The following is a 22,581-nucleotide window of genomic DNA, read 5'->3' as shown; positions in this document are numbered from 1 at the left end:
AGATCCGGATCCTGAATCGGCTCGGACCTGATCTCATAGCAGGCCGGTTTCCGCCGGCTCCGTCCGCTCAGGGTCGCTCGGCGGGCGTCCAGAACCGCTGGTAGGCGGATGGTATCGCCAGTGCAGGAGTTTCGTCGTGGTGTACGTACAGGGAATCCCGCATGGAATTGACATCACCTCGCGAGTCAATCCAATATACGGAGATGCCCGCTTCCTCCATGATTTGCCGCGACAGCACAGCAAGCGGCGAATAATATATCTCCTCCTCGAAGACACACTTGTCGCCAGGAAACGGCACGTAGAAAGCCACCGCATCGTACGAGGATGCAATATCGCCAGGCTCAAGCACCGGGACCGATACGATCCATTCCTGACCGGCGGCTGAAATGGCCTCCGCCACTGCCGAGCCGTCAGATACAGCCACACGCGCTTCCGGATTGTCCTGCACGATATTGAAGAGCAGCTCACTCTTACTTGCCGGCAGCTCGCCCGGCACAACCAAGAGCCGTGTCCGGGGCAACTTCCGAATGTTCCACACGTAGGGAATGAGACTCTGCCCGACGAGTGCGTCTGTCTTATCGGTGAACAGCCGGTCCCCGATGACGATCGCATCGAGGGCAGAATTCACATAGAGCCGAAGTGCCTGCTCGCATGTCTGGACGAGTGGCTCGCCCCGGCCATTGAGTGAGGTGTTCAAGAGCATCCCGATTCCGGTCCGGCTCTTGAACTCCTGCAGTAATCGATAGAAGAGAGGATTACTCTCCTCCGTCACCGTTTGAACACGCGCCGTGCCATCGATGTGACCGATCGAGTCAAGAGGCCGACGCCACTCATCCCTGATGCGTGCGACCATCGTCATGTAGGGCAGATCGCCGTCGGCCTCGAAGTAGGTGCATATGTCCTCTCGGAGGACGGACGGCGCGAAGGGGCGCCACGGCTCTCGGCGCTTGACGCCATTGACCTTGTCTTTGATGCCGGGCACGAGGGGGTTTGCCAGGATCGAGCGATTCCCGAGCGCCCTCGGTCCGATTTCAGACCTGCCTTGCACCCATCCCATGACATGGCCGGCGGCCAGCGTTTCAGCCGCGTCCGCGGCAATGTCATCTGACTGCCTGCCACGTACCTGGTACGTCTTGCTCGCTGCGTCCAGGTTTTCCAGGTCGATGCTCCGTCCCCAGTACGCATGCGTCATGTGCCACCGGCGGGGCTGCTCGGGTGCGCCGATGTTGTGATACGCGTACAGTGCTCCGCCGAGCGCGGTCCCCGCATCGCTTGCCTGCGGATAAGCGATGACGTCGTCAAATCCGCTTTCGGCCGCAAGGATTCCGTTGGTCACCGAGTTGAGACCCACGCCGCCCGCGAGAAGGAGAGTCTTCGAGCCGGTTTCTCGTTTGAGAAACCTTGCCCGCTTCAGCATGATCTCTTCGCATATCGCCTGGACGGCCGCCGCAACGTCCCGGTGCGACTGCGATATTTCCTCGCCGTCCCGCCGACCTGGCCCGACCAGCTGTGGCAGGACGATGCGCCCGATTTCCGTCGACGCATACCGAAGTGTTCCAGGTTGAAGGGCCGGGAGGTAGCGAAACTGGCCCTCGTCGTCAACATGAATGAACGAGTCCAACTGCCGCCTGAAACGTTGAGGGTCACCATAGGCTGCAAGGGCCATCGTCTTCCCTTCCTCGCCGTATCCCCACCCGAGCCAGATCGTGACACCTTGATAGAGATGCCCGAGCGAGTGCGGGTGTGGAGTGGTCCCGAGGATGGAGATACGGCCGTCTCGACCGTGCGCGAGCATCGAGGTCTCCGCCTCGCCGCTGCCATCGACGCTGAGGAGTGCCGCGTCATTACTGGGCCCCGAGTAGTAGACGCCGGATACATGACACAGATGGTGGCGAATGTTTACGATCCGGCTGACCGGAAAGCCTCCCTCGCGCAGCAGCAAGTACCACGACGGAAGATGCCAGTCGAGAAAGCGATGTATACCGCCGACTTTGTCGGGAGTGATGTATTCCGACATCTGCGCCTTACGTTTCCCCAGTTCGCCGGGGTCCATGCAGTTTGTGACAAGGTCTACATCAGCAGGTGATATCGAGTACTCCGCGAGCCCTTCGAACAACACCGAGAGATCGGTGGAGGTCGCGCGCTTGACCCGATTGAAACGCTCTACCTCGTAAACGAAGAGAGGCTCTCCGTCCCGTATCAGTGCGAAGCAAGCGTCATGCTGGCCCGGCTTGGTTCCCAGAACAATCATTTGGCACCCACCTCGTATCCGGAGGGAATGTCGCCCTCAGTGGTCGTGCGATGCAGCACCCGGGCCAGTGGAGCAGTGAAATCCGATCGATGGAGCGCTCTGGCGTTGTCCCAGACCACCACGTCACCGGACGCCCATTGATGGCGGTACACAAAATGATCTTGGGTGGCGTGAGCGATCAGGTCCGCCACGCTCAGTGCAACGGGGGCTCCGTCGTCAGACTCGATCCGAGCAAGGCAGAGGTCGTTCACGAAGAGAACGGGGGCCCCGGTATCGGGGTGCGCTCTGATGATCGGGTGACGGACCGGTGCGTGTGTTGAACTGGCTGCCAGCACTGCCGGGTTGTTATGAGCGTCGGCTCGCTCGGCCGCAATGCGATCATAGGTGTGCAAGCCCGTCGCGCCGGCGAGGGCATCTCGCCACTGCGGGGGCATCTTTTCGTATGCGGTCTGCAAGTCGGCGTACAAGGTGTCGCCGCCTGACTGCGGCAGCGAAACCGCCTTCAGCATGGTGTACCTGACGGGCTGGCGTAAAAATGAGCCATCGGTGTGCCAGTGGTTGTTTCCGACCACCGGTGTGTCACCGGAGTTGTCCACGACAAAGAGTTCGGGATGGTCCGGGTGCCTGTTGTATGTGTCCGGATCCACCTGTGGTTCGCCCAGGCCGCGCGTCAACTCGACCTGCTCGACTGGAGTCAGCGTCATCCCCCGCAGAACAACTACTGCGAAGGTCCGCAACAACGTCAGAAGCGCTTTGGGGTCGTACCGTCTGTCGTCATCAGCCGAGAGTTCTGTCACAAAGCCAGGGGAATCTGGTAGGACCGTCATTCGGCATCCTCTCTGGATGGCACCACTGGGGGCATGCGCGCTGACACCGCTGCCGGGCCTCAAGGCGAGGCGTCAGGCCGGCCCTCCTCGGCACTGGTGGCCCGGGCTCGCCACGGCGAGGTGATCAGAGGGTTCTGTCCGGCACATACCCGGCGGCCGGGCGGGGCGGAGGGCTTGCTGTGGTGGTGCGGTGCAGGACGCGCGGCAGCTTCCACAGCCGCAGGTCCGCCCGGTGCATCACCCTGGCGTTGTCCCAGATCACGACGTCTCCCACATGCCAGCGATGCCGGTAGACGAACCGGTCCTCGGTGGCATACGTGTGGAGTTTGTCCAGCGGAACGACGGGGCTCCCGTTCGCGGATTCGATGCGGGTCAGGCACAAGTCGCTCAGATAGAGCGCGGGAGTACCGGTTTCCGGATGGGCCCGCACCACAGGATGGCGTACCGGCGGATACAGCTTCTCGTAACCCTCTTCGATGGGCTTGCGGTGGATCTCTGAGCGCAGCTGGGCAATCTTGTCGTAGGAGTGCACGCCGACCGCGTCGGACAGCGATTCCTTCCAGGATGCCGGGGACTGCGCATAAGCGTCCACCATGTCGGCGAACAGAGTGTCCCCACCTTGCGGCGGAACAACTTCCGCTCGCAACATCGTGTAGCGCGTCGGTTCGGGCAAGAAGGATCGGTCCGAGTGCCAGCACCGGTTTCCGACCACGGGGGTGGCGCTCGAATTATTGACCACCAAGATGTCCCGGCTTTCGGGGTGATGGTTGCGCAGGTCTGTGACCACCTCGGGTTTCCCGAGCAGCCGGGTCAGCGCCACCTGTTCCGCCGGGATCAACTCCAGACCTCGGATGACGACGACCGAGTAGGTGGTGAGCGCCTCTTTGATGGCATCTCCGTCGCGGTCGGCCAGAAATTTACCGGTCCCCCCTGTAACCTCCACCACAAATTCTCCGCGGAGGGACGCAAATTTCAGCGACACGTTTTCTCCTTACGCCGTTGGCCGGACCAATGTCGTACTGAGACCAGTTAACGTGGCGAACTGGTGAAGGTAGAGAAGCCGATTGTGCGAACCGTTGTCAACGGTCACTCGGTGGCACCGGCAGTTCCTGGCCAAGGCCGGCATCGCCGGGGATCATGGGCGAGTTCTTCGGCGCGTCGACGCCCCGGGCACGCTCACCTCCCTGGCCACCCGGGCAGCGGAACTGGGCGAGATACCAGGGCTGGTGCGCGCGGATCTCCCCCGTAAAAGTCGCCGGGTTCGACGAGTCCGGATTTAGGGTCGAGGGCACGCTCGCATGGGGGCTGGACTGTTCGGTGACGGTGCTCTCACGGCGCGGGACCCTGGCCATGGACACGATCGGGATACTGCTGTGTCTCGGTCACCGCAAGCGGCACCGACGGGCCCTGGGCCACCAAGGCTACGGCGCAGCCGGCCATCGACGAACACGCCAACGCCCTGCTCGCCGAGCACCACGCCCTGTCCGCCCGGATCCACCGGCGGCTGGAGAACTACCTGCGGTTCGTCCAGGGCCCCGGTGCCGTTCGACGACAGTGGTCGTCGAGCCAACTACCGGGTACCGCCATCGTCATGCGCCTGCCGCGCCGGCTCGATCAGGTCCCCGACCTGGCAGTCCAAGATGTCGCACAGCGCCACCAGGAGGTTGGGGTTGAGCCGTTCCGGGACGCCGGTGAACAGCCGATGGACCTGCTCACGGGACAACATGACGCCCCGCTCGGCCAACAGCGGCGCCAACTCGGTGGTCTCGAACATCTTCCGCCCGGCCATCACCCTGCGCAGATGCCACCGGTACCCGAGGGTGGCAGGCATCGCCGCTCTCTCGGCCAGCACGTCATCGAGTCGAGCGGCGATGCGTGCCCCGACCCACAGGTCGTCGCCGATGAATCGAGAGGCCGGGTATCGGGCCAGCGGGGGGTGATAGTGCGGGTGCCGGGCATCGTGCAGCATGACAACCGTGTCGGTCTCCATGAAGTCCGCAGCCGCCAGTAGGCAGCGGCGCCGCTTGCGCCCGTCCACGAGAACTACGTCGAAATCGCGGCCGGTTGCGGCGGGGTAATTCACGTAGTCATCGAGATCTGCCTCACGGTCCGCCGATCGCTCCGATGGGCGCAGTGCGGTTCGGTTCCAGCACACCGCTTCGATATGAGCGCGTCCGTCTCCGACCGGTCCGTGCAGGCTCCTGTCGTCGTCTGGGTAGCGCAGGATGGTGTCGGCCCGATAAAGCAGGGCGGGCGCCAAAAAAGTGTCGAAGTACTCGCGATCGTATTCAAGGGCGAGCCACTGAAAGGGAAGGTCGTGCGCGGCCAGAATTTGAGCAAAAGACAAGGTACTTTGCCCCGAACCCCATTCCAGAACGCGCAGCCGCCGCGCCGATCCTTCGGCTGCGTTGAGCAGGACCGTCTTGATTAAGTCTCCATCGCGCGGACTCATCCAAGCGTACGGGCTCTCTATTTCCCTGACCATTCGGCTACCTCGCTAAGGGATCGTCGCCTAGTGGAACATACAGGAGAGCATGAAAATCGCTCTAGGGCCACACCGTCCCGCGCGGGTACGGTGTCCGAAAGAGTCCCGGGCCTGTTCAAGCTTCCACCAATGCCGTGACCTGCACGGACCAGAGCAGAACATCGCTTTCACCGCCATCGTCGACGGTACCGGATCACCGCACTCCCGGCAGTACCGCCGGCCCACCGCTTGCGAGGTTCTGCCAAGCGTCGCTGAAGTGACCCTTCATGATGTTGCCGAAGATGCCGTCTTTCTTGCGGCGTTCGGCTTCGGCCCTGGCTTTCGCTGCCTTGGCTCGCGCAAGGGCCTGGGCCTTGGCTCGGGCTGCTTCCTTTGCATCGCAGTGGTAGGGACCGTGTAGGTGCTGGGGCTGGCGCGGTATGCGGCGTACTTCTGGCGTGATGCCTCGTCCTTGAGCGGGGTCTGTGTTGCCAGACCCATCTGCCGTTCTTCTTGGTGTAGCCGGCGGTCATGCCGCGGTCGACGGCCCAGCGGTCGTCGTTGCGGGAGGCTCCACCGGCGGGCCCGTCGGGGCGGAGGCCGTCGGGGTACCGAATGTCTGACGAACCCGGACCACACCGGCGGCGTCCCCATCCAGCCCGCGCCCGCAAAGGTCACCTTCAGCTACGACTGTGGAAGCTCACCGTGCCGCCGCATCGCCGCCCTCACCCACGCCGTCGCCGCACGCCTGGCCACTGCCCCACCGACTTCGCCACGCTGCGCGGACTCCCCGAACACCCCACGCCGCCCCGCCACTGGCACGGACCAGCTGGTCACCACCACCCGCACGACGCCTGGCGGAAAGGTTCACATCCCTGCCCACCACGCATGTGCGTGGTACCGCAAATGTGCCGAACCGCCCCTGCTGCCCACCTACACACTCGACCTGACCGATGAACCAGTGCCCGGCCTTCCGGCTCCCGCAACTCCTCCCGCGCCTGCACCCGAGCCGGAGCAGATCCACGCACTCATCAGCGACGCCGCGTCACAGCCCCGGGCACACCTACGGGACGCCACTCAGCTGGAGTGTGCACTGCATGAGGACGCACTCCGCCTTGCCGCCCCCTGTACTGGGCCTCAGCCGAGACCCACGCTGGGGCCGGGGGCACGAGACGTACGGCGAGGATCCCGGACTGGCGGCGCGGCTCGGCACCCCGTTCGTCCGGAGACCACGCCGGGCCGGCCCGGACCCGGCAGGTGCTCGCCGAACGCGGCATGGTGCTGGTGCTGCTGCACAACGACGGCACCCTCTTCCTCGGCCTGGGCCGCACCCGGGTTCTCGTGACCGGCCCGGGCTGCGACGAGATTCGTATCCGCTTCGGCCTGTACACGTCGGTCGCGGCCGACGAGATGCCGGCCGCGATCAGTGCCGTACGCATCGCGCAGGTGCCCGGTGTCGACCCGGCCCGTTTCGCCGCGACCGACATCGTGACCACTTCCTGGCCCGACTCCAGCCGCTCTTCGAGGAGTTGGCCCGCGCCCTGCACCCCGTCGCGCCCACGGTGCTCGCCGTGGCACGGGAACTCGACGTGACGACGGCCACGTGCCGTTCGGCTCCTTCGACGGGCGGGACGGCGAGGCCGAGGCTTGCTCGCTGTGCGCGGCCGTCGCGGACGCCGATGTCGTCGTCGCCGTGGTCGGCGAACGCAGCGGCCGGATCGGCGGCAACACCCGTCGGCGAAGGCCGCTCCAGCGTCTCCCGGCTCCCGCCGTCCGTCGGCCGGGTGGAGCGCGGACCACGGCGAACGATCCAGGTGTTCGGGCTGTGGGCCATGCGGGCGCCGTTCCGCGACGAGGACGGACCGCACGACACAAACGTCGTCATGCCGTTCGCGGCCGAGCCGCCCCGCCCTTTGGCCGAGAACCCGACCGGTTTCCACCGGCGCACGTTTCAGGACCCCGTAGCAGCACGTCGAGAGGAGTTCCCCCTCTACTGCGATCGCAGTAGAGGGAAGTGTCTGCGAACGCCCAACGACGAGAGATCCCACGAATGCGAACGTGAGAGTGGGCCGGAATCGGCGGCCCGATCACATGGCGTATCCCTGGAAAGGCTCGTCGATGTCCCCTCTCGCCCACTGGTGCCACCGGCACCGGCTCGCCGTCGTCCTGGTCTGGGTGGGCCTGTTGATCGGGCTGGCAGCCGCGGCCGGTGTGGCCGGCAGCGCCTTCAGCTCCAACTCGACCTCGCAGAACACCGACTCGGCCAAGGCCTCGGCCCTGTTGCAACATGCCTCGAACGGCGCGGCGGGCGAGAACGGCCGGGTGGTCTGGCAGCTCAAGGACGGCAAGGTCACCGAACCCGCGGCCGAGCGGGCGATGACCGACGCGCTGGGGCGTATCGCCGACGCGCCGGGCGTCGCCACCGTGACAGCCCGTACACGTCCGTCGGCCAGGCGCAGATCAGCAAGGACGGCAGGACGGCCTACGCCACGGTCGCGTTCGACCGCGGCGCGGCCGACGCTCAGATCGAGCACGTCAGGGACCTCGCGAGCGCCCCGGAGTCGGCGCGCCTGCACATCGCGCTGAACGGGCAGGCGTTCACTGTCAACCCGTCGACGAATTCGGTCGCCGACGCCATGGGTGTCGTGCTCGCCTTCGTCGTGCTGCTGTTCGTCTTCCGGGCGGTGTGGGTGGCGGTACTGCCCATCGTCACGGCGATCGTCGGCGTCGGCCTCTCCGCGATCGCGGTGCTCCTGCTCAGCCATGTCATCTCGCTGTCCAGCACGACGCTGACCCTCGGCTCGCTGATCGGTCTGGGCGTGGGCATCGACTACGCCCTGTTCATCGTCAACCGGCACCGCGCCAACCTGAAGGCGGGCATGGGCACGGCCGAGTCGATCGCCAAGGCCCTCAACACCTCCGGCCGGGCCGTCGTGTTCGCCGGGCTGACCGTCGTCGTCGCGCTGCTCGGCATGCTCACCTTGAACGTCGGCGTCATCAACGGCATGGCCATCGGCGCGGCCCTCACCGTCGTGCTGACCGTGCTGGCGGCCATCACCCTCCTGCCGGCGCTGCTCGGCATGATCGGGCCCCGGGTCCTCAGCCGCAGGGAACGCCGCGCACCCGTCGGCGACGCGAGCGGGACCGGCTGGTGGGGCCGGTGGGCCGCACGGGTGCAGGCTCGTCCCAGGGCCTTCGGCCTGGTCGCGCTCGCCGTGCTGGCGGCGCTCGCGCTGCCGACCCTGTCACTGCGCCTCGGCGCCTCCGACGACGGCAACCTGCCCACGACCTCGACCAACCGCCGGGCGTACGACATGATTGCGGACGGTTTCGGGCCCGGCTTCAACGGTCCGCTCGTCCTCGCCGTCCAGGCCCCCGCCGCCGCCGACCGGGCGGCCGAGGCGAAGCTGGTCACCGGCCTCCGGCAGGTCGACGGCGTCGCCAGTGTGAGCGCCGCGCCTATGAAGCAGGGGCAGACGGTCGGGGTGATCTCCGTCGTCCCGACGACCTCCCCGCAGTCCGCGGCCACCTCCGACCTGATCGACCACCTGCGCTCCGATGTGATCCCGCAGGCGGAGCAGGGCACCTCGATGAAGGTCTACGTCGGTGGCGTCACCGCCAGCAACGACGACTTCGCCTCGGTCCTGATGGGCAAACTCCCCCTGTTCCTCCTGCTGATCGCCGCCCTCGGCTTCGTGCTGCTGACCGTCGCCTTCCGCAGCCTGCTCATCCCCGCCGTGAGTGCCGTACTGAACATCCTGAGCATCGGGGTCGCCTTCGGCGCGATCGTCGTCGTCTTCCAGTACGGCTACGGCGCCTCGCTCCTCGGGCTCGGCTCCGCCGGACCGATCGAGTCGTTCGTACCGATCCTGGTCGTCGGCATCATGTTCGGCCTCTCCATGGACTACCAGGTCTTCCTGGTCAGCCGGATGCGCGAGGAGTGGGCCCACACCGGCGGCAGCCGACGGGCCGTGCGGGTCGGCCAGGCCGAGACCGGGAAGGTGATAGCGGTCGCCGCCACCATCATGTTCTGCGTCTTCGGCTCCTTCGTCTTCGGCGGCTCGCGGGTGATCTCCGAGTTCGGCGTGAGCCTCGCTGTCGCCGTAGCCCTGGATGCGCTGCTGATCCGGATGGTCGTCGTCCCGGCGCTCATGCACCTGTGCGGGCGGGCGAGCTGGTGGCTGCCGCGCCGGCTGGACAAGGCACTGCCGCAGGTGTCCGTGGAGGGGCCGTCGGACGGGCCGCCCCGGCCGCAGCACCCGGAGCCCGAGCCGCAGCCCGCCGGACTGACCGACTGAGAGCGACGCACACGCGGGTCGGTGACAGGCCGGAGCGGACCCGGCCGGTCATCGGCCCGCGCTCCGTACATTGAGGGTATGCAGGTGACAGTGATGAGGCGATGGCTGGCCCGTCATGAACGGATCAGGGACGCGGTCCCCGCGGTGGTGCTGATCGTCATCGCCCTGGTCGGCACGGCCGCGGGAAGTACCGGCTGGCACGCCCCGCGGCTGGCGGGCGTGGCCTGGACGGCGCTGGCCTGCGTCCTCCTGGTGTTTCGCAGCCGCCGGCCGCTGCTGGTCGTCGTGCTCACTCTGGCCGTCGATCTGACCGCCATGGCCCCTGGCCCCCGGCCACGCCTCGACTCCGGCCGCGAGCCTCGTCGCCCTGTACACGCTCGCCACCCGCGGCAGCCGGCGTACCGCCTGGATCACCGGTGTCACCGCCTCCGTCGCGATCACCGGGGTCTACGCCGCCGCTCATCAGGATCCGCTCCTCGTGGGCACCAGCCTGCTGCGGTTCGACTTCGCGATCGCGGCCACCGCCCTGGGTGACGCCGTCCGCAGCCGCCGCCGGCACCTCGCCCGGGTCGAGGCACGCGCGGAGAGCGCCGAGCGGACCCGGGAGGAGGAGGCCCGGCGCCGGGTCACCGAGGAACGTGTGCGTATCGCCCGCGAACTCCACGACGTCGTCGCCCACCACATCACCCTGGTCAACGCCCAGGCGGGGGTGGCCCACCACCTCATGCGCACCGACCCCGACCGGGCGTACGAGGCCCTGGCCCACATCAAGGACAACAGCCGTGCCGCCCTTGACGAACTGCGGGCCACCGTCGGCCTGCTGCGCCAGCCCGACGACGCGCCCGACTCCCGGGCCCCCATCCCCCGCACTGGCCGACCTGGACACCCTGATCAGCAGCGTGCGCGGCAGCGGTACGTCCGTGACGGTGGCCCGCACGGGCGTACGTCGGCCGCTGGCGCCCTCCACCGAACTGACGGCCTACCGCATCATCCAGGAAGCCCTCACCAACACCCACAAACACGCCTCCGGGGCGCACGCCGAAGTGACCCTGGACTACGGCGCGACAACCCTGCGCGTCACCGTCACGGACGACGGTCCGCCGCACACCGCGAAGGGACCTGGTACCGGCCACGGCCTCATCGGCATGCGCGAGCGCGCCACCGCCATCGGAGGAACCGTCACCGCCGGTCCGCGCCCCGAGGGCGGCTTCCTAGTCAGCGCCGAACTGCCGCTCACCCTCGTCTCCACCACCGTCTGACCCACCCGTGAGGAAACCGCCGCCCATGACGATCCGTGTTCTGCTCGCCGACGACCAGGCCCTGCTGCGCGGCACCTTCCGGCTGCTCATCGACGCGCAACCCGACATGGAGGTCGTCGCCGAGGCGTCCGACGGCCACGAAGCCGTACGACTGGCCCGGTCGGAGCGGGCCGACGTCGTGGTGATGGACATCCGCATGCCCGGCGTCGACGGCATCGAGGCCACCCGGCTGATCGGGCAGGACGAGGACCTGGCCGGAGTGAAGGTGCTCGTCCTCACCACCTTCGAGGTCGACGAGTTCGTCGTCGAGGCGCTCCGGGCGGGCGCGAGCGGCTTCCTCGGTAAGGGCATCGAACCCGCCCAACTCCTCGACGCCGTCCGGCTCGTCGCGGCGGACGAGGCGCTGCTCTCTCCTGTCGCGACCAAGAAGCTGATCGCCCGGTTCCTCGCTCAGCCGTCCCCGGGTGTACTCGCCGACTCCGGCCGCCTGGTCACTCTCACCCCCCGGGAACGCGAGGTGATGACCCTCGTGGCCACCGGCCTGTCCAACACCGAGATCGCCGAACGGCTCTTCGTCACACCCGTCACCGTCAAGACCCGCACAAACCGTGCCATGGCCAAACTCGGCGCACGAGACCGCGCCCAACTCGTCGTCATCGCCTACGAGAGCGGCCTGGTCCGCGCCGGAGAAACACAGCCCTGAACCCGGCTCGCCCCCGGTGTCGCTCCTGCCTACCGATCTCCGCCTTGACCAGCCCGAGTACCCCACCGAGACGGCACACCAGCCCCGGCGACCGGCGGAAATCGGGAGGGCGGGTCCTCGATACGGCTTGGCAGGGGACCCCGCGCCTGCCGCTCAGGGCGGGTGCCGCCGCGTACGGCGGGCTGGCCTGCGCGTTTTTCGCTGCCCACGGCATCCACCGGTTACAGCTCTTCGGCGAGGATGCGCTGATAACGCTCGACCTTGCCGCTGTGCGTGTTCATGAATTCTCTCCTGACCGTGCGGCGAACTCCGGGGACAGACGTGCAGCACCGTCAAGGCGGATTACTTCCGCGTTCAGGTAGGGGTTGCGAATGATCGCCTCGGCGAGCAAAGCGTATTCCTCCGATTTTCCCAACCGTTTCGGGAAAACGATGTCCCCCATGAGAATCTGTTGGGCCCGGGGAGAGGACAGACGGGGCGTGGCGATGGCGCCCGGCGCGATGGCACAGACCCGGACACCCATCGGTGCAAGGTCGCGTGCCATGGGCAGTATCATCCCGACGACCGCGCCCTTGGCCGCAGCGTAGGGGACCATGGTGGCCTGGCCGTCGAAGGCGCTGATGGAGGCGGTCTGCACGATCACGCCGCGCTGTCCGTCGTCATCTGGAATGTTGGCAGCGAATGCCGCCGCCGAAAGCCGGGCAAGGTTGAAGGGGCCGAGTACATGCAGTTCGAAGTTCGCGCGCAGAATTTCTTTCTCCATTACCGACCCGTCCTCGTTCACGAGCCGCAGGCTGGGAATGATCACCCCGGTGGCGCTGACCGCGATGGAGAACACGCCGAGCGACTGAGCGACGGAAATGGCGGCGGTCACGGCATCGTCGTCGTTGGAGTCGCCGGCGACGACAGCTACCCGATCACCCAGTTCGGCCACGAGCGCGGCGGCTCTGTCGCTGTCCGGGTCCAGTATGACGACGCCGACCCCCTGTGCCTTGAGTCGGCGGACGGTTGCGCCGCCGAGCCCGCCCGCGCCTCCGGCGATGACGGCGGAACGCCCTGTGAGCTGCATAGTGTGATCCTTAGGTAGGAGTGCCGACAGGTGGCAGACGGTGAGCCGCAGATGCAGTCACCTCGTCACGAGCGCTGGATGACCGGGAGGATGAGTCGGCTGGGATGCTGAGGACCGTGGAAGATCCGGTTGACGGCGATGCGGGGTTCGTCGGAGCCATGGGTGATGTCGCCGCCGGTGTTGGTATTGCGGTCGTAGTGAGGAAAGTTGCTGCTGGAGATCTCCAGGCGGATGCGGTGGCCGGGGAGGAAGACGTTGGCGGTAGGACCGAGGTCGACTGTCAGCTCATGGCTCTGGTCAGGTTCGAGGAGATCTGGCGCGGTGAGAGAAGCGCGATAGCGGGCGCGTAGGATGCCGTCGGTGAGGTAAAGGGCTCGGCCGTCGGGAAACACGTCGAGAAGTTTGGCGGTGAAGTCTGTGTCGCGTGCGGAGGAAGACACGTGCAGGACCAGAGACACTTCTCCTGTCACTTCGAGTGGCTCGCCAAAGACATGCGTGGTGAAACACAGAACGTCCTCGCGGATCTCGACGGAACTCTGGTCGAGAGGTCCGGCGTTGAGTGCGGCTCCGGCGACGCCACCAGGCGGGAGGCTCCGGCCACCGATGCTGGGCACGGGGTCAACAGGGTTGTAGCGGTAAGTGTCTACGCCCTCGCTAGCGGGTGCGTCGAGGCTGAGAACGCCGTCGCCTGAGGAAGTATTGGCGTGGCCCGAACTCTTGAGGAAGTAGTCGACGTAACGGGTATCGGGCAGTGGCCAGTCCGGTTCGTCGCGCCATCGGTCGATGCCCATCACGAAGATCCGTACAGGAGCGTCGCCCGCGTCGGCGGCCGTGTCACCGCGCAGATGGTGGTTGAAGAACCGCAGGTGAGCGCCAGTGATATCTGCCGCCAAGGCGTTCGCGCGCAGGCCGAAGGCCCGGTCACGGTAGAAGCCTTCCTGGTTGCGGTGGTCCCACGGGCCGATGATGAGCCGCTGGTTCTGCCTGGCCGCGGGGCTAGCGGCTTCGGCGCGCATGCGGATGAAAGCCTTGGTTGTCTCGGGCACGAAGAAGTCGAACCAGCCCCCGACGTGCAGGGCCGGGGTGGTGATGTCGGTGATCCGTTCGCTCGGGGAGACCTCGGCCCAGTAGGTGTCTTGCACGGGGTGTGCCAAAGACTCCCTCCACCACGGCGAGAGTTCGTTGAGGAGCGGCTGGTCGCCGACCGGCAGCTTGAGCAGATGAGGCTGAGGGTCGGCAACCAGGTCTGCTGCCTGGATGAGGGCGGCCGAATCTCCCGCACCCCGTTGGAGGGACCTCAAAGCGAGCAGTTGGGTCATGCTCGCGCTCCACGTGAGGGTGGTGTGCCAGAACATCGCGCCGCCCCGGCTGTACCGAGTGTGATGGAAGTCGATGGGGGCGGTCGTGGGCGCAATGGCATTCAGGCCGTCAGGGTGTTGTGACGCTGTCGACCACTGGGTCATGCCGAGGTATGACGCACCATAGGACCCTACTTTTCCGTCGCACCAAGGCTGCTGACGGATCCACTGCACGGTGTCGACGCCATCGGCCGCGTCATCGACCTGAAGGCGGAAAGTACCGTCCGACCCCCATGTGCCACGGCAGTCCTGCCACACCACGGCGTAGCCGGCCTCGACGAACGCCAGCGGGCTTGGCAGCAGCGGCTGGCCGAACGTGACGAGCATGTCCTTGCCGTAGGGCAATCTCACAAGCAGCGCCGGCGCGGGTCCGCTGTCGGGCAAGTACAGGTCCGTCGCCAGCGTCACGCCGTCCCTCATGGGGACCATCACGTTCTTGTCGACTGTGTAGGTCACTGCTTCTCCTCGTCGCACTGAACTCATGCCGGTGTCCGGGGGTGTGCTCCAGCCGTCGTGTCTCGCAGCGTGGTCGGTGCGCTGGTGGGCCATCAGCACGGACTCCGCCTTGTGCTGGTCGCAGTTGGTCTCGGGGAGCTGCGGTTCTGTACCGCGTAGCCATGGGTCGCGAACATCGCGGCCGTGCCGCTGTCGAAGGTGTCGCGAATCGCGTAGTACGGCGTGAAGTTGCTGAGGATGGACGGGAAGTGGCCGGGAGCGGGATCCGTGGATGAGGTTCCGGGCAGGGAGAGGTCGCAGCCGATGAGGGTGCCGTCCCGCATCGGTACACCGATGTGACTGACGACCTGCTGGTACGTCGCAGGTCGAGTGTACGACCACCAGTCCGGGGCGCCACTGCTCGTCCCTGCCACCGCGTTCGCAGAGGTGGTCAGGCAGAGGCTGGCGGGCAGGCACAGGGCGACAACCATGATCACCTTGGCTCGCAGGCGGTCGAAGGCCGCCGGCGCTTTGGGCATGCGTAATGCTGCGGGTCTTGACACGCGAAACATGCTGACTCCGTTCTATGCGGCTTCGGAAGCCCTGATTCCGGGTGCATCTGTGGCCGTCACGGACGTGGTCAGGCGCCCCGCGCGACGCCGGACGGCCGAAGAAACGGAGAGGGCCACCGGCACCGGGCAGTCCCGGACGACGGCAAGCTGCCGGCATGCGAAGGTCGCGAGCATTCTGGTTGTGCCGACGTTGAAGTCGCCAGCCATGGTGCCGGGGCGCACGAGTCCGTTGCCGAGCAAAGCAGAGCCGGCGGCAGCACTCACTGAGAAGACCAGGAGCTGATCCATGGTCGGAAACTAGCTTCCCAGTATCGGAGAATCAACCTCTCAGACAGACTGAGCTTGCAATTCCCCGGCTCTCCCCCAAAGCGCTCGCCGATCAAGCCGAGGCGAACCAGGAGGTGCCGCCATGTTCGTCGAGCAGGTGGACGGGCTGACCGAGCGGTTCGCGCGACGCACACCGCTGCTGCGCTGCTCGCTGGAGCAGACCGCGCTGGCGCTTGCTGAACGTCCGGGCGCCCGGCCGGCCGCGCACCTGTCCATCCCGACGAGTGCGAACTCCCTGCTCAGGCTCGTACACAGGCTTCCGGACAAGCATGTCGGCACAGCACCGCCTGTGCTGGGCGTCGATGATCTCGCCCTGAAGAAGGGGCACGTCTACGGAACGATCATCTTGGCCATGGAGACCGGAGAACGCGTCGAGGTCCTGCCCGGCCGCACCGCGGCCACCCTCACCGCATGGCTCCGCGCACACCCCAGAGCGGAGATCGTCTGCCGGGACCGGGCCAGTGCCTACGCCGAGGCCATGCCCACTCGCCCTATCTCCACCGGCGTTGCAACGAGGGATGCACGGACGCAGCACGGCTGCACGCGGAGATCGCCGAACTCGGCTTCACCGGCAGTGAGCGGACTGTGCGCCGGCACCTCCAGCAGATCCGGGCCAGCGGTAAACCCGCACCCGACAGGCCCAAGGCACAGACGGTCCGCCCAACCACGTGGCTGATCACCTCGACGGCATGGTCATGGCAGATGACGGTCACGGCAGTCGAGGCAGGTCGCTCGCCGCTCGCCTGCTGTGCGGCTCCGCCCGAGAAGCAGCGGAACATCACGACCGCCCACGCAGGCTCCTCACGAAGAGGCTTCGCCTTTCTTGCGGCAGGCCGTCTCGTGAGCAAAACGAGTACACGTGTGCGCTAAAATAGTACATTTGTACGCATCAAGAGTTGATGCGGGACCGCACGCCGCAGTCGCTGTGCCCTGAGCTGAGCCCTCACCGTCCGTGCCCCTTGCACGTCTCATCGTCCGGAGCAGCCAAGGCATCGATGATCTGGTCCCGCTTGGCGGGAGCAGACCTGGCTATCCTGCTCGCAACCGTCCGCCGGCGGGGTGTGCGCCGCAGGCGGCGAGAGCCGGGAGGCAACCATGTTGGACTTGCATCGCCTCATGCTGCTTCGAGAGATCAAGACCCGAGGCAGCATGAGCGCTGCGGCACGCAACCTCTCCTACAGTCATTCGGCAATCTCCCAGCAGATGGGCCTGCTGGAAAAGGAGACAGGTGTCGTCCTGCTGGAACGGTCAGGACGTGGCGTGCGCCTCACAGACGCCGCTGAGCAACTGGTCCGGCACACCGAGGCGGTACTGACCATTCTGGAGCGTGCCGAGTCGGACCTGGCCTCAGCGCACGCGGAGGTCCGTGGCTCTGTCAGAATTGCCGCGTTCAGCACCGTGATACGGACCGTGATGCCTGAAGCGCTGCTCAGGCTGCGACAGCTGTATCCCGAGCTGGATGTCGAGGTTGAGCAGTTCGAGCCAGAGGAGGGGCTGGCACGTCTGGCTGGGAACCGAGTCGATTTGCTGGTGGCCGATGAGTATCCGAGCATCCCCCTCTCGGTGGGGTCGGCTCTGCACGCAGAACTGCTGTGCAGCGATCCCGTACGCGTATACCTGCCGGCAGGCGGGACCACCGACAGCGTGGCCGATCTTGGTGAGGTCTCCTGGGTGATGGAGCCCAGCGGCACAGCTTCTTTCGCTTGGGCTCAGCGACTGTGTCGCGAGATGGGTTTTGAGCCCAAAGTGCGCTACCAGTCCGCGGACTTGTTGTTTCATCTGCGGATGGTCGAGGCTGGCCTGGCTGCCGCATTTCTGCCTGGCCTGGTCGTGAAAGAAACCAGCAATGATCTGCGCACAAGTACGGTGTTCAGTGACGATTTGACGCGTGGAATCCACGCCATCTCGCGGCAAGGAAGCCAGGGGCGACCAGTGATTCTCGCCTGTCAGGCTGTCCTCCGCGAGGTCATGGCAACACTGTCCACAGCCAGTCCCTGATTGCCGGGTCCCCGCCGCCGGCGACTGGCGAGGGGGCAGTTCACGAATCGCCGTATCAGGGTGTTGTCCGGCACGGTTAAGGCCGAACCGGTGGATCAGGAAATACCGAAGCGGCAACTACGCCGCGCTGATGCCCGGATGCCGCAAGGAAGTTCTGCGTTCGCCACAGCCCCAGCGACAAAACAGCATCCCGAGTCACTCTTCCGTCCCGTCGACAACTAGTGTCTTGTGATTCTTTTTAGGGAATCCGGGGCGTCTGTGATCCTTCATTCCGGTCTGGATCTCTCCCCTGAACAGATGGCCGAGTTGCGGAAGTTGGCGGGTTCGCGGGATGTGCCGACTGTCGTGGCGCTTCGCGCACGGATCGTGCTGTGGTCGGCCGAGGGGCGGCGGCGCGTCCAGGGCCGGCGCTCGCAAGCCGGCCCGACCTGTCAGTTGTACTTACATTCCATGGTAACTAATCGTCGCTTTTCCTGAAGCGTGGTCGAACCTACCGTGAGGCGCAACAACCCTGAACGGAGGACACCATGGCGCAGGGCCAGCTTCCCCTTGCCCATCGGGCATCCGACCTCATCGGGTCGATCATCGACTCCTCGACGTCTCTGCTTGCACGCCAGACCCACGACATCGTCCGCTTCGCCATGGGCGCCCCCAGCGATGACCTCATGCCTGTGGAGCTCCTCGACCGCTACTCCGCGCACTCGGTTCCCGGCAAGTACAGCTATGGCTCCACCGAAGGCGAGCCCGACCTCGTCGAGCAGATCATCAAGCTCCAGACCGACCATGGCATCGCCACCACGGCCGACCGGATCACGGTGACCACCGGCGGCATGCAGGGCCTCGATCTGGCCTGCAAGCTCTTCGTCGATCCCGGTGACCTCGTCATCGTTGAAGGCCCTACCTACACCAATGGCAATGCGACCGCTCTGTCGTACGGCGCCCAACTGATCGAGGCGCCTTTGGACGACAACGGGCTGGTTGTGGAGGCTCTGCCGGACCTTGTCGCACAGGCCGGCCGAACGCCCAAGGCGATCTACACCATCCCGAACTTCCAGAACCCTTCTGGTGTCACCCTGTCGCAGCGACGCCGCGAGCTGCTTCTTGACCTCGCCGGCCAGTGGGGTTCGGTCATCATCGACGACGACCCTTACGGCTTGCTGCGCTTCGAGAACCGCCCGATCCCCGCGCTGAGCCAGCTGGACCCTGGCAATCGCTTGATCTTCTCGGTGCGGACCTTCTCCAAGATTCTCGCTCCTGGCCTGCGTATCGGCTGGGTTGATGCGGACCCGGGCCTGCAGTCCCTGCTCATCAACGCCAAACAGGCCATGGACACCTGCACGAGCGTGCCCGCCCAGCGGACCGTCACCGACTTTCTTGCCGGCGGACACCTTCAGCCTCATCTCGAGCGTGTGCGCGGACTTTATCGCGAGCGCAAGGACGCGATGCGTACTGCCCTGCAGCACCACTTCGGCGACGCGGTCCGTGTCACCGATCCCGACGGTGGGTTCTTCTTGTGGGTGACCTTCGCTGGCAAGGTGGTCGACACCCAGGCGCTGTTCGAAACCGCGTTGGCAGAGGGCGTTGCGTACATTCCCGGCCCGGCTTTCTCTACCGCCGACAACTTCCATGACGCACTTCGCCTGTGCTTCGCCACCTCCACGCCTGAGCGCATCGACGAGGGTGTCGCCCGGCTCAAGCGTGCTGTCGACGCGATCGGAGCTGCCCGATGACCCGCCGCACCGCCATCGTCACCGGCTCCACCTCCGGTATCGGTCATGACATCGCCCGCCGCCTGCACGCTGACGGCTTCAATGTCGTCATCACGGGCCGCGACGAAGAACGTGGCCGGCAGGTCCGTGCGCAGCTCGGTGCTCACGCCACTTTCATCGCACTCGATCTGACCGCCGACGGAGCACCTGCCGCCCTGACGGACGCCGCCATAGACACCTATGGGCGACTTGATGTCGTCGTCAACAACGCCGCTCAGGATCACACCGGCGACCTGCTCGACGTCCCTCTCAAGGATATCCGGCAGGTTTTCGAGGTGAATACCCTCGCTGCCATCGCCGTCCTTCAGGAAGGCGCCAAGCGCATGCACCACGGCGGCGCCATCATCAACATCAGCTCCCGCCTGGCCTCCATCGGCGTTCCCACCATGAGTATCTACAGCGCCACCAAGGGCGCCATCAATGCGCTCACCACGGCCGCCGCTGTCGAGCTCGCCGACCGCAACATTCGTGTCAACGCCGTGGCACCCGGTATGACCCGAACCCCCCTGTACGACGCCTGGGTGAACGACCAGGCGGATCCAGAGCAGACCGAACGCGATGTTGTAGCCGACATCCCTCTCGGACGTCTCGCCGCACCAGGCGACGTGGCCGCCGCGGTCAGCTTCTTGGCCTCGGAGGAAGCGAATTACATCACCGGCGCCTGCCTCCCGATCGACGGCGGCTACACCGCTCGCTGACCTGAACGTATCGCCCACGAAGGGACGCACCATGTCTACTACCCCGACCGTCCTTGACGGACCGGCCCTGTGGTCCGCCCAGGCCCACATGCCGTCCGTCCTGGGACGGCAGCTGGTCATCGAGCGCGGCGAAGGCTCCTACCTTCACACCACCGACGGCCGCCGCCTCTTCGACGGCACCGCAGGTCTGTGGCACGCGAACATCGGCCATGGTCATCCCGCACTCGCTGAAGCCGCGCACGCTCAGATGCTGAAGCTGGAGACCTACCACATCTTCGCCAGGTTCGCCAACGACCAGGCCCTCACCCTGGCTGAGCGCCTGGCCGGTCTGTCGCCCATCGACGATCCCAAAGTCATCCTCAACTCCGGCGGCTCGGACGCCATCGACGTCGCCTGCAAGCTCGCCCGCCGCCACTGGCAGCGCGAAGGACGCCCCACCAAGACCATCATCCTCAGCCGTGAGCACGCCTACCACGGACTGCACGCCTACGGCACCAGCATCGCCGGCCTCGACTTCAACCGCGAGGGATACGGCACCGACTCGCTCGTGCCCGAGACAGCCCGCGTCCCCGTGCACGACGCCGACGCCATCGCGCGTACGATCGCCGACCTGGGCGCGCAGAACATCGCCGTCCGGACTGGTTGTCGCCCTGTCCGCGAAGGCCGCCCTGCGCCGCATGCGCGCTTCCCTGCATGCCGAACTCGGAATTGAGCCGTCCAGGCCCGCAGCGGCACTCGACTCGAGCCCATCCTGAAGCGGCCTGCGCAGCAACAGCTTGCAAGCGGCCACACATATTCACGTCAAGAGAGCATCACCCTCACCATTCCTGGAGAACCGAATGCCAGAACCGGACCTCGTCTTCATAGCCACCAACGATCTGGTCGGCATCACCCGGGGAAAAGCGCTGCCGATCACGCCGATCACGCCCCTCGACTCAGCCCTGACTACCGGAGTCGGGTGGACGCCGGCCAATCTGGCTCTCACCTCCTCAGGCGGCATCCTTTCCGGCAATCCCTTCGGCACTCGAGGCGACCTGCGCCTGCTGCCGGACCCCGGCTCCGCCGCTGATCTCCCAGCGGACGAGGCCGCCCCCGCGATCCGCCTCTACCTGGCCGACCAGGTAGAACTGGACGGGACACCGTGGCGCTACTGTCCGCGCGGTGCACTGAAGTCCGTGCTCCAGCGACTGCACGAACGCACAGGCCTGACGCTCACGGCCTCCTTCGAGCATGAATTCATGCTGCCCGGCGTGACATCCGACGCACCTTTCACCTTCGGCCGGCTCAGGGCCGCCGAACCGTTCGGAACGGACCTGGTCCGCCTGCTGACTGCAGCAGGTCTGGAACCGGAGAACTGGCTGCCAGAGTACGGCGCAGGCCAGTACGAGATCACTCTCAAGCCGACCGATGCCCTCAAGGCTGCCGACCGGGCGGTACTGCTGCGCGAGATCGTGCGGGACCTGGCCAGGCGACGAGGTATCCCGGTCACGTTCGCTCCCGTCACCGACCCGAGCGGAACCGGCAACGGCGTGCACATCCACTTCAGCCTGCTCGACGAACACGGTGAGCCAGTCCTCTACGACGCCAACCGTCCCGGCGGACTGTCAGAGGTAGGCGCCCGTTTCGCGGCCGGCATCCTGCAGCACTCCTCCGCCGTGGCCGCCTGGACCGCGCCGTCGCCCGTTTCCTACATCCGGCTGGCCCCGGACCGCTGGAGCGTGGCGGGAAGTTACCTGGCAGAGCGCAACAGAGAAGCGCTCGTACGTATCTGTCCCACCACCTCCCTGTCCAAGACGCCCATCGAGCGCCAATTCAACCTCGAATACCGGGCAGCGGACGCCACCGCCAATCCCTGGCTGGCCCTCGGTGCGCTGGTCGCCGCCGGGCTGCAGGGAATCGAGGCGAACTATCCCCCGCCCCGTGTATGGCCGGAGGCGATGACCGACGCCGATGTCCCCCTTCTGCCCACTTCCACGCAGGCAGCTCTGGATGCGTTGCAAGAAGACGACGTAGCCCGGTCGTGGTTCGCACCGGAGCTGGTTGACCTGCATCTCGCCGTGCGGCGAGCCGACGCCGCAGAGGTAGACAATCTGGAACTGTCCGCACGATGCGAGAGGATCGCCGATGTCTACTGAGCAGACGCACGACGACAGCCGGCTTGCCGAAGAGCTGGCGGCCGGTATCGAGGCCATCCCGCTGATCGATCATCACGTGCATGGCACATTGCGCCATGAGCCGGACCGTCGGCAGTTTGAGGGGATGCTGTCGGAGTCGGATCGGCCGGTGCCTGACTGGATGACCCAATTCGACTCCCAGGTGGGACTGGCGATCAGGCGATGGTGCGCCCCTCTGCTCGGTCTTGCACCTCTTGCCTCAGCTGACGACTATATGGAGCGTCGGCAGGAACTGGGCGAGGCGGAGGTCACCCGGCGCCTGCTGCACGGCTCAGGTGTGGAGACTGTGGGCGATCACGAAATTCCCCAGGTGGGGCGGGTTCTGCGTCACGTAATTCCCCACCCCCGCGGTCACGTAATTCCCCATGGGGACGAGGGG

General features: G+C 66.1%; 18 protein-coding genes and 3 pseudogenes. 12 read left to right on the top strand and 9 right to left on the bottom strand.

The annotated features are described in order from the left end of the window. Positions 1-67: 67 nt before the first annotated feature. The 4 genes from ABT245_RS38850 to ABT245_RS38835 all read right to left on the bottom strand — a co-directional run bounded on the left by ABT245_RS38850 (position 68) and on the right by ABT245_RS38835 (position 5,530). A complete protein-coding gene (locus ABT245_RS38850) occupies positions 68-2,251 on the bottom strand; it encodes a carbamoyltransferase family protein (RefSeq protein ID WP_351743651.1) in 2,184 nt (727 codons plus the stop codon). Further along, entirely contained in the window at positions 2,248-3,048 is an 801-nt protein-coding gene (locus tag ABT245_RS38845; RefSeq protein WP_351743648.1) for a TauD/TfdA dioxygenase family protein, read from the bottom strand. The genes ABT245_RS38850 and ABT245_RS38845 overlap by 4 nt, the downstream gene beginning before the upstream one ends. Before the next feature lie 154 nt (positions 3,049-3,202). Beyond that, positions 3,203-4,060 carry a TauD/TfdA dioxygenase family protein gene (locus ABT245_RS38840; protein ID WP_351743645.1) on the bottom strand — a complete coding sequence of 286 codons (858 nt, stop codon included), beginning with the start codon at positions 4,058-4,060 and terminating at the stop codon, positions 3,203-3,205. A gap of 588 nt (positions 4,061-4,648) precedes the next feature. Continuing rightward, positions 4,649-5,530, bottom strand: coding sequence for a helix-turn-helix domain-containing protein (locus ABT245_RS38835; protein ID WP_351743643.1), 882 nt, complete (start codon positions 5,528-5,530; stop codon positions 4,649-4,651). A gap of 1,269 nt (positions 5,531-6,799) precedes the next feature. Here ABT245_RS38835 and ABT245_RS38830 point away from each other — a divergent pair. Together ABT245_RS38830 and ABT245_RS38820 are read left to right on the top strand one after the other, a co-directional pair. Next, positions 6,800-7,135 carry a hypothetical protein gene (locus tag ABT245_RS38830; RefSeq protein WP_351743640.1) on the top strand — a complete coding sequence of 112 codons (336 nt, stop codon included), beginning with the start codon at positions 6,800-6,802 and terminating at the stop codon, positions 7,133-7,135. 525 nt (positions 7,136-7,660) lie between these two features. Next, positions 7,661-9,840: pseudogene (locus tag ABT245_RS38820) on the top strand (MMPL family transporter). A 289-nt stretch (positions 9,841-10,129) separates the two neighbouring features. Here the strand turns inward: ABT245_RS38820 and ABT245_RS38815 are convergent. Continuing rightward, the gene (locus tag ABT245_RS38815; protein WP_351743637.1) at positions 10,130-10,519 is read right to left on the bottom strand and encodes a hypothetical protein; all 390 of its coding nucleotides are present in this window, start codon (positions 10,517-10,519) and stop codon (positions 10,130-10,132) included. On the opposite strand from ABT245_RS38815, the pseudogene ABT245_RS38810 reads away from it, so the two are divergent. The 3 genes and pseudogenes from ABT245_RS38810 to ABT245_RS38800 all read left to right on the top strand — a co-directional run. Beyond that, a pseudogene (locus ABT245_RS38810) lies at positions 10,481-10,615 on the top strand (histidine kinase); the annotation flags it as partial. The gene ABT245_RS38815 and the pseudogene ABT245_RS38810 sit on opposite strands and share 39 nt — an antisense overlap. 7 nt (positions 10,616-10,622) lie before the next feature. Then, entirely contained in the window at positions 10,623-11,099 is a 477-nt protein-coding gene (locus ABT245_RS38805) for a sensor histidine kinase (protein WP_351743635.1), read from the top strand. A 25-nt stretch (positions 11,100-11,124) separates the two neighbouring features. After that, positions 11,125-11,802, top strand: a complete 678-nt coding sequence (locus ABT245_RS38800; RefSeq protein ID WP_351743633.1) for a response regulator transcription factor — start codon at positions 11,125-11,127, stop codon at positions 11,800-11,802. A gap of 277 nt (positions 11,803-12,079) precedes the next feature. On the opposite strand, the gene ABT245_RS38795 is transcribed toward ABT245_RS38800, so the two are convergent. From ABT245_RS38795 to ABT245_RS38780, 4 genes are all read right to left on the bottom strand, one after another. Next, positions 12,080-12,871: an SDR family NAD(P)-dependent oxidoreductase gene (locus ABT245_RS38795; protein ID WP_351743631.1), complete on the bottom strand. Its 792-nt coding sequence runs from the start codon at positions 12,869-12,871 to the stop codon at positions 12,080-12,082. 65 nt (positions 12,872-12,936) lie between these two features. Further along, positions 12,937-14,685 (bottom strand): CocE/NonD family hydrolase, encoded by a 1,749-nt coding sequence (locus ABT245_RS38790; protein ID WP_351743629.1) that lies wholly within the window; start codon positions 14,683-14,685, stop codon positions 12,937-12,939. A 92-nt stretch (positions 14,686-14,777) separates the two neighbouring features. Beyond that, entirely contained in the window at positions 14,778-15,203 is a 426-nt protein-coding gene (locus ABT245_RS38785; RefSeq protein WP_351743626.1) for a hypothetical protein, read from the bottom strand. A gap of 45 nt (positions 15,204-15,248) precedes the next feature. Next, positions 15,249-15,524, bottom strand: coding sequence for a hypothetical protein (locus tag ABT245_RS38780; protein ID WP_351743623.1), 276 nt, complete (start codon positions 15,522-15,524; stop codon positions 15,249-15,251). A 121-nt stretch (positions 15,525-15,645) separates the two neighbouring features. Between ABT245_RS38780 and ABT245_RS38775 the strand changes: the two genes are divergently transcribed. From ABT245_RS38775 to ABT245_RS38745, 7 genes and pseudogenes are all read left to right on the top strand, one after another. Then, positions 15,646-16,239, top strand: coding sequence for a transposase (locus ABT245_RS38775; RefSeq protein ID WP_351743620.1), 594 nt, complete (start codon positions 15,646-15,648; stop codon positions 16,237-16,239). A gap of 419 nt (positions 16,240-16,658) precedes the next feature. Then, positions 16,659-17,561, top strand: a complete 903-nt coding sequence (locus ABT245_RS38770) for a LysR family transcriptional regulator (RefSeq protein WP_351743619.1) — start codon at positions 16,659-16,661, stop codon at positions 17,559-17,561. Between the two features lie 527 nt (positions 17,562-18,088). Then, entirely contained in the window at positions 18,089-19,291 is a 1,203-nt protein-coding gene (locus ABT245_RS38765) for an aminotransferase-like domain-containing protein (protein ID WP_351743617.1), read from the top strand. After that, a complete protein-coding gene (locus ABT245_RS38760; protein WP_351743614.1) occupies positions 19,288-20,028 on the top strand; it encodes an SDR family NAD(P)-dependent oxidoreductase in 741 nt (246 codons plus the stop codon). The genes ABT245_RS38765 and ABT245_RS38760 overlap by 4 nt, the downstream gene beginning before the upstream one ends. Before the next feature lie 31 nt (positions 20,029-20,059). Further along, positions 20,060-20,740: an aminotransferase class III-fold pyridoxal phosphate-dependent enzyme gene (locus ABT245_RS38755; protein WP_351743612.1), complete on the top strand. Its 681-nt coding sequence runs from the start codon at positions 20,060-20,062 to the stop codon at positions 20,738-20,740. 127 nt (positions 20,741-20,867) lie between these two features. Beyond that, on the top strand, positions 20,868-22,163 hold the full coding sequence (locus ABT245_RS38750; RefSeq protein WP_351743609.1) for a glutamine synthetase family protein: 1,296 nt from the start codon (positions 20,868-20,870) through the stop codon (positions 22,161-22,163). Continuing rightward, positions 22,153-22,581, top strand: a pseudogene (locus tag ABT245_RS38745) (hypothetical protein); the annotation flags it as partial. The gene ABT245_RS38750 and the pseudogene ABT245_RS38745, both read left to right, overlap by 11 nt.

The organism is Streptomyces sp. NPDC001508 (genome assembly GCF_040298665.1).
Lineage (GTDB): Bacteria > Actinomycetota > Actinomycetes > Streptomycetales > Streptomycetaceae > Streptomyces.
The sequence above is the reverse complement of the archived record's forward strand: the minus strand, read 5'-3'. Positions and strand labels throughout refer to the sequence as shown.

Coding starts and splice junctions, on each gene's coding strand:
- ABT245_RS38760 (WP_351743614.1), top strand. CDS start 19,288: ATGACCCGCCGCACCGCCATCGTCACCGGCTCCACCTCCGGTATCGGT.
- ABT245_RS38785 (WP_351743626.1), bottom strand. CDS start 15,203: ATGCCCAAAGCGCCGGCGGCCTTCGACCGCCTGCGAGCCAAGGTGATC.
- ABT245_RS38750 (WP_351743609.1), top strand. CDS start 20,868: ATGCCAGAACCGGACCTCGTCTTCATAGCCACCAACGATCTGGTCGGC.
- ABT245_RS38765 (WP_351743617.1), top strand. CDS start 18,089: ATGGCGCAGGGCCAGCTTCCCCTTGCCCATCGGGCATCCGACCTCATC.
- ABT245_RS38850 (WP_351743651.1), bottom strand. CDS start 2,251: ATGATTGTTCTGGGAACCAAGCCGGGCCAGCATGACGCTTGCTTCGCA.
- ABT245_RS38795 (WP_351743631.1), bottom strand. CDS start 12,871: ATGCAGCTCACAGGGCGTTCCGCCGTCATCGCCGGAGGCGCGGGCGGG.
- ABT245_RS38800 (WP_351743633.1), top strand. CDS start 11,125: ATGACGATCCGTGTTCTGCTCGCCGACGACCAGGCCCTGCTGCGCGGC.
- ABT245_RS38755 (WP_351743612.1), top strand. CDS start 20,060: ATGTCTACTACCCCGACCGTCCTTGACGGACCGGCCCTGTGGTCCGCC.
- ABT245_RS38780 (WP_351743623.1), bottom strand. CDS start 15,524: ATGGATCAGCTCCTGGTCTTCTCAGTGAGTGCTGCCGCCGGCTCTGCT.
- ABT245_RS38835 (WP_351743643.1), bottom strand. CDS start 5,530: ATGAGTCCGCGCGATGGAGACTTAATCAAGACGGTCCTGCTCAACGCA.
- ABT245_RS38775 (WP_351743620.1), top strand. CDS start 15,646: ATGTTCGTCGAGCAGGTGGACGGGCTGACCGAGCGGTTCGCGCGACGC.
- ABT245_RS38770 (WP_351743619.1), top strand. CDS start 16,659: ATGTTGGACTTGCATCGCCTCATGCTGCTTCGAGAGATCAAGACCCGA.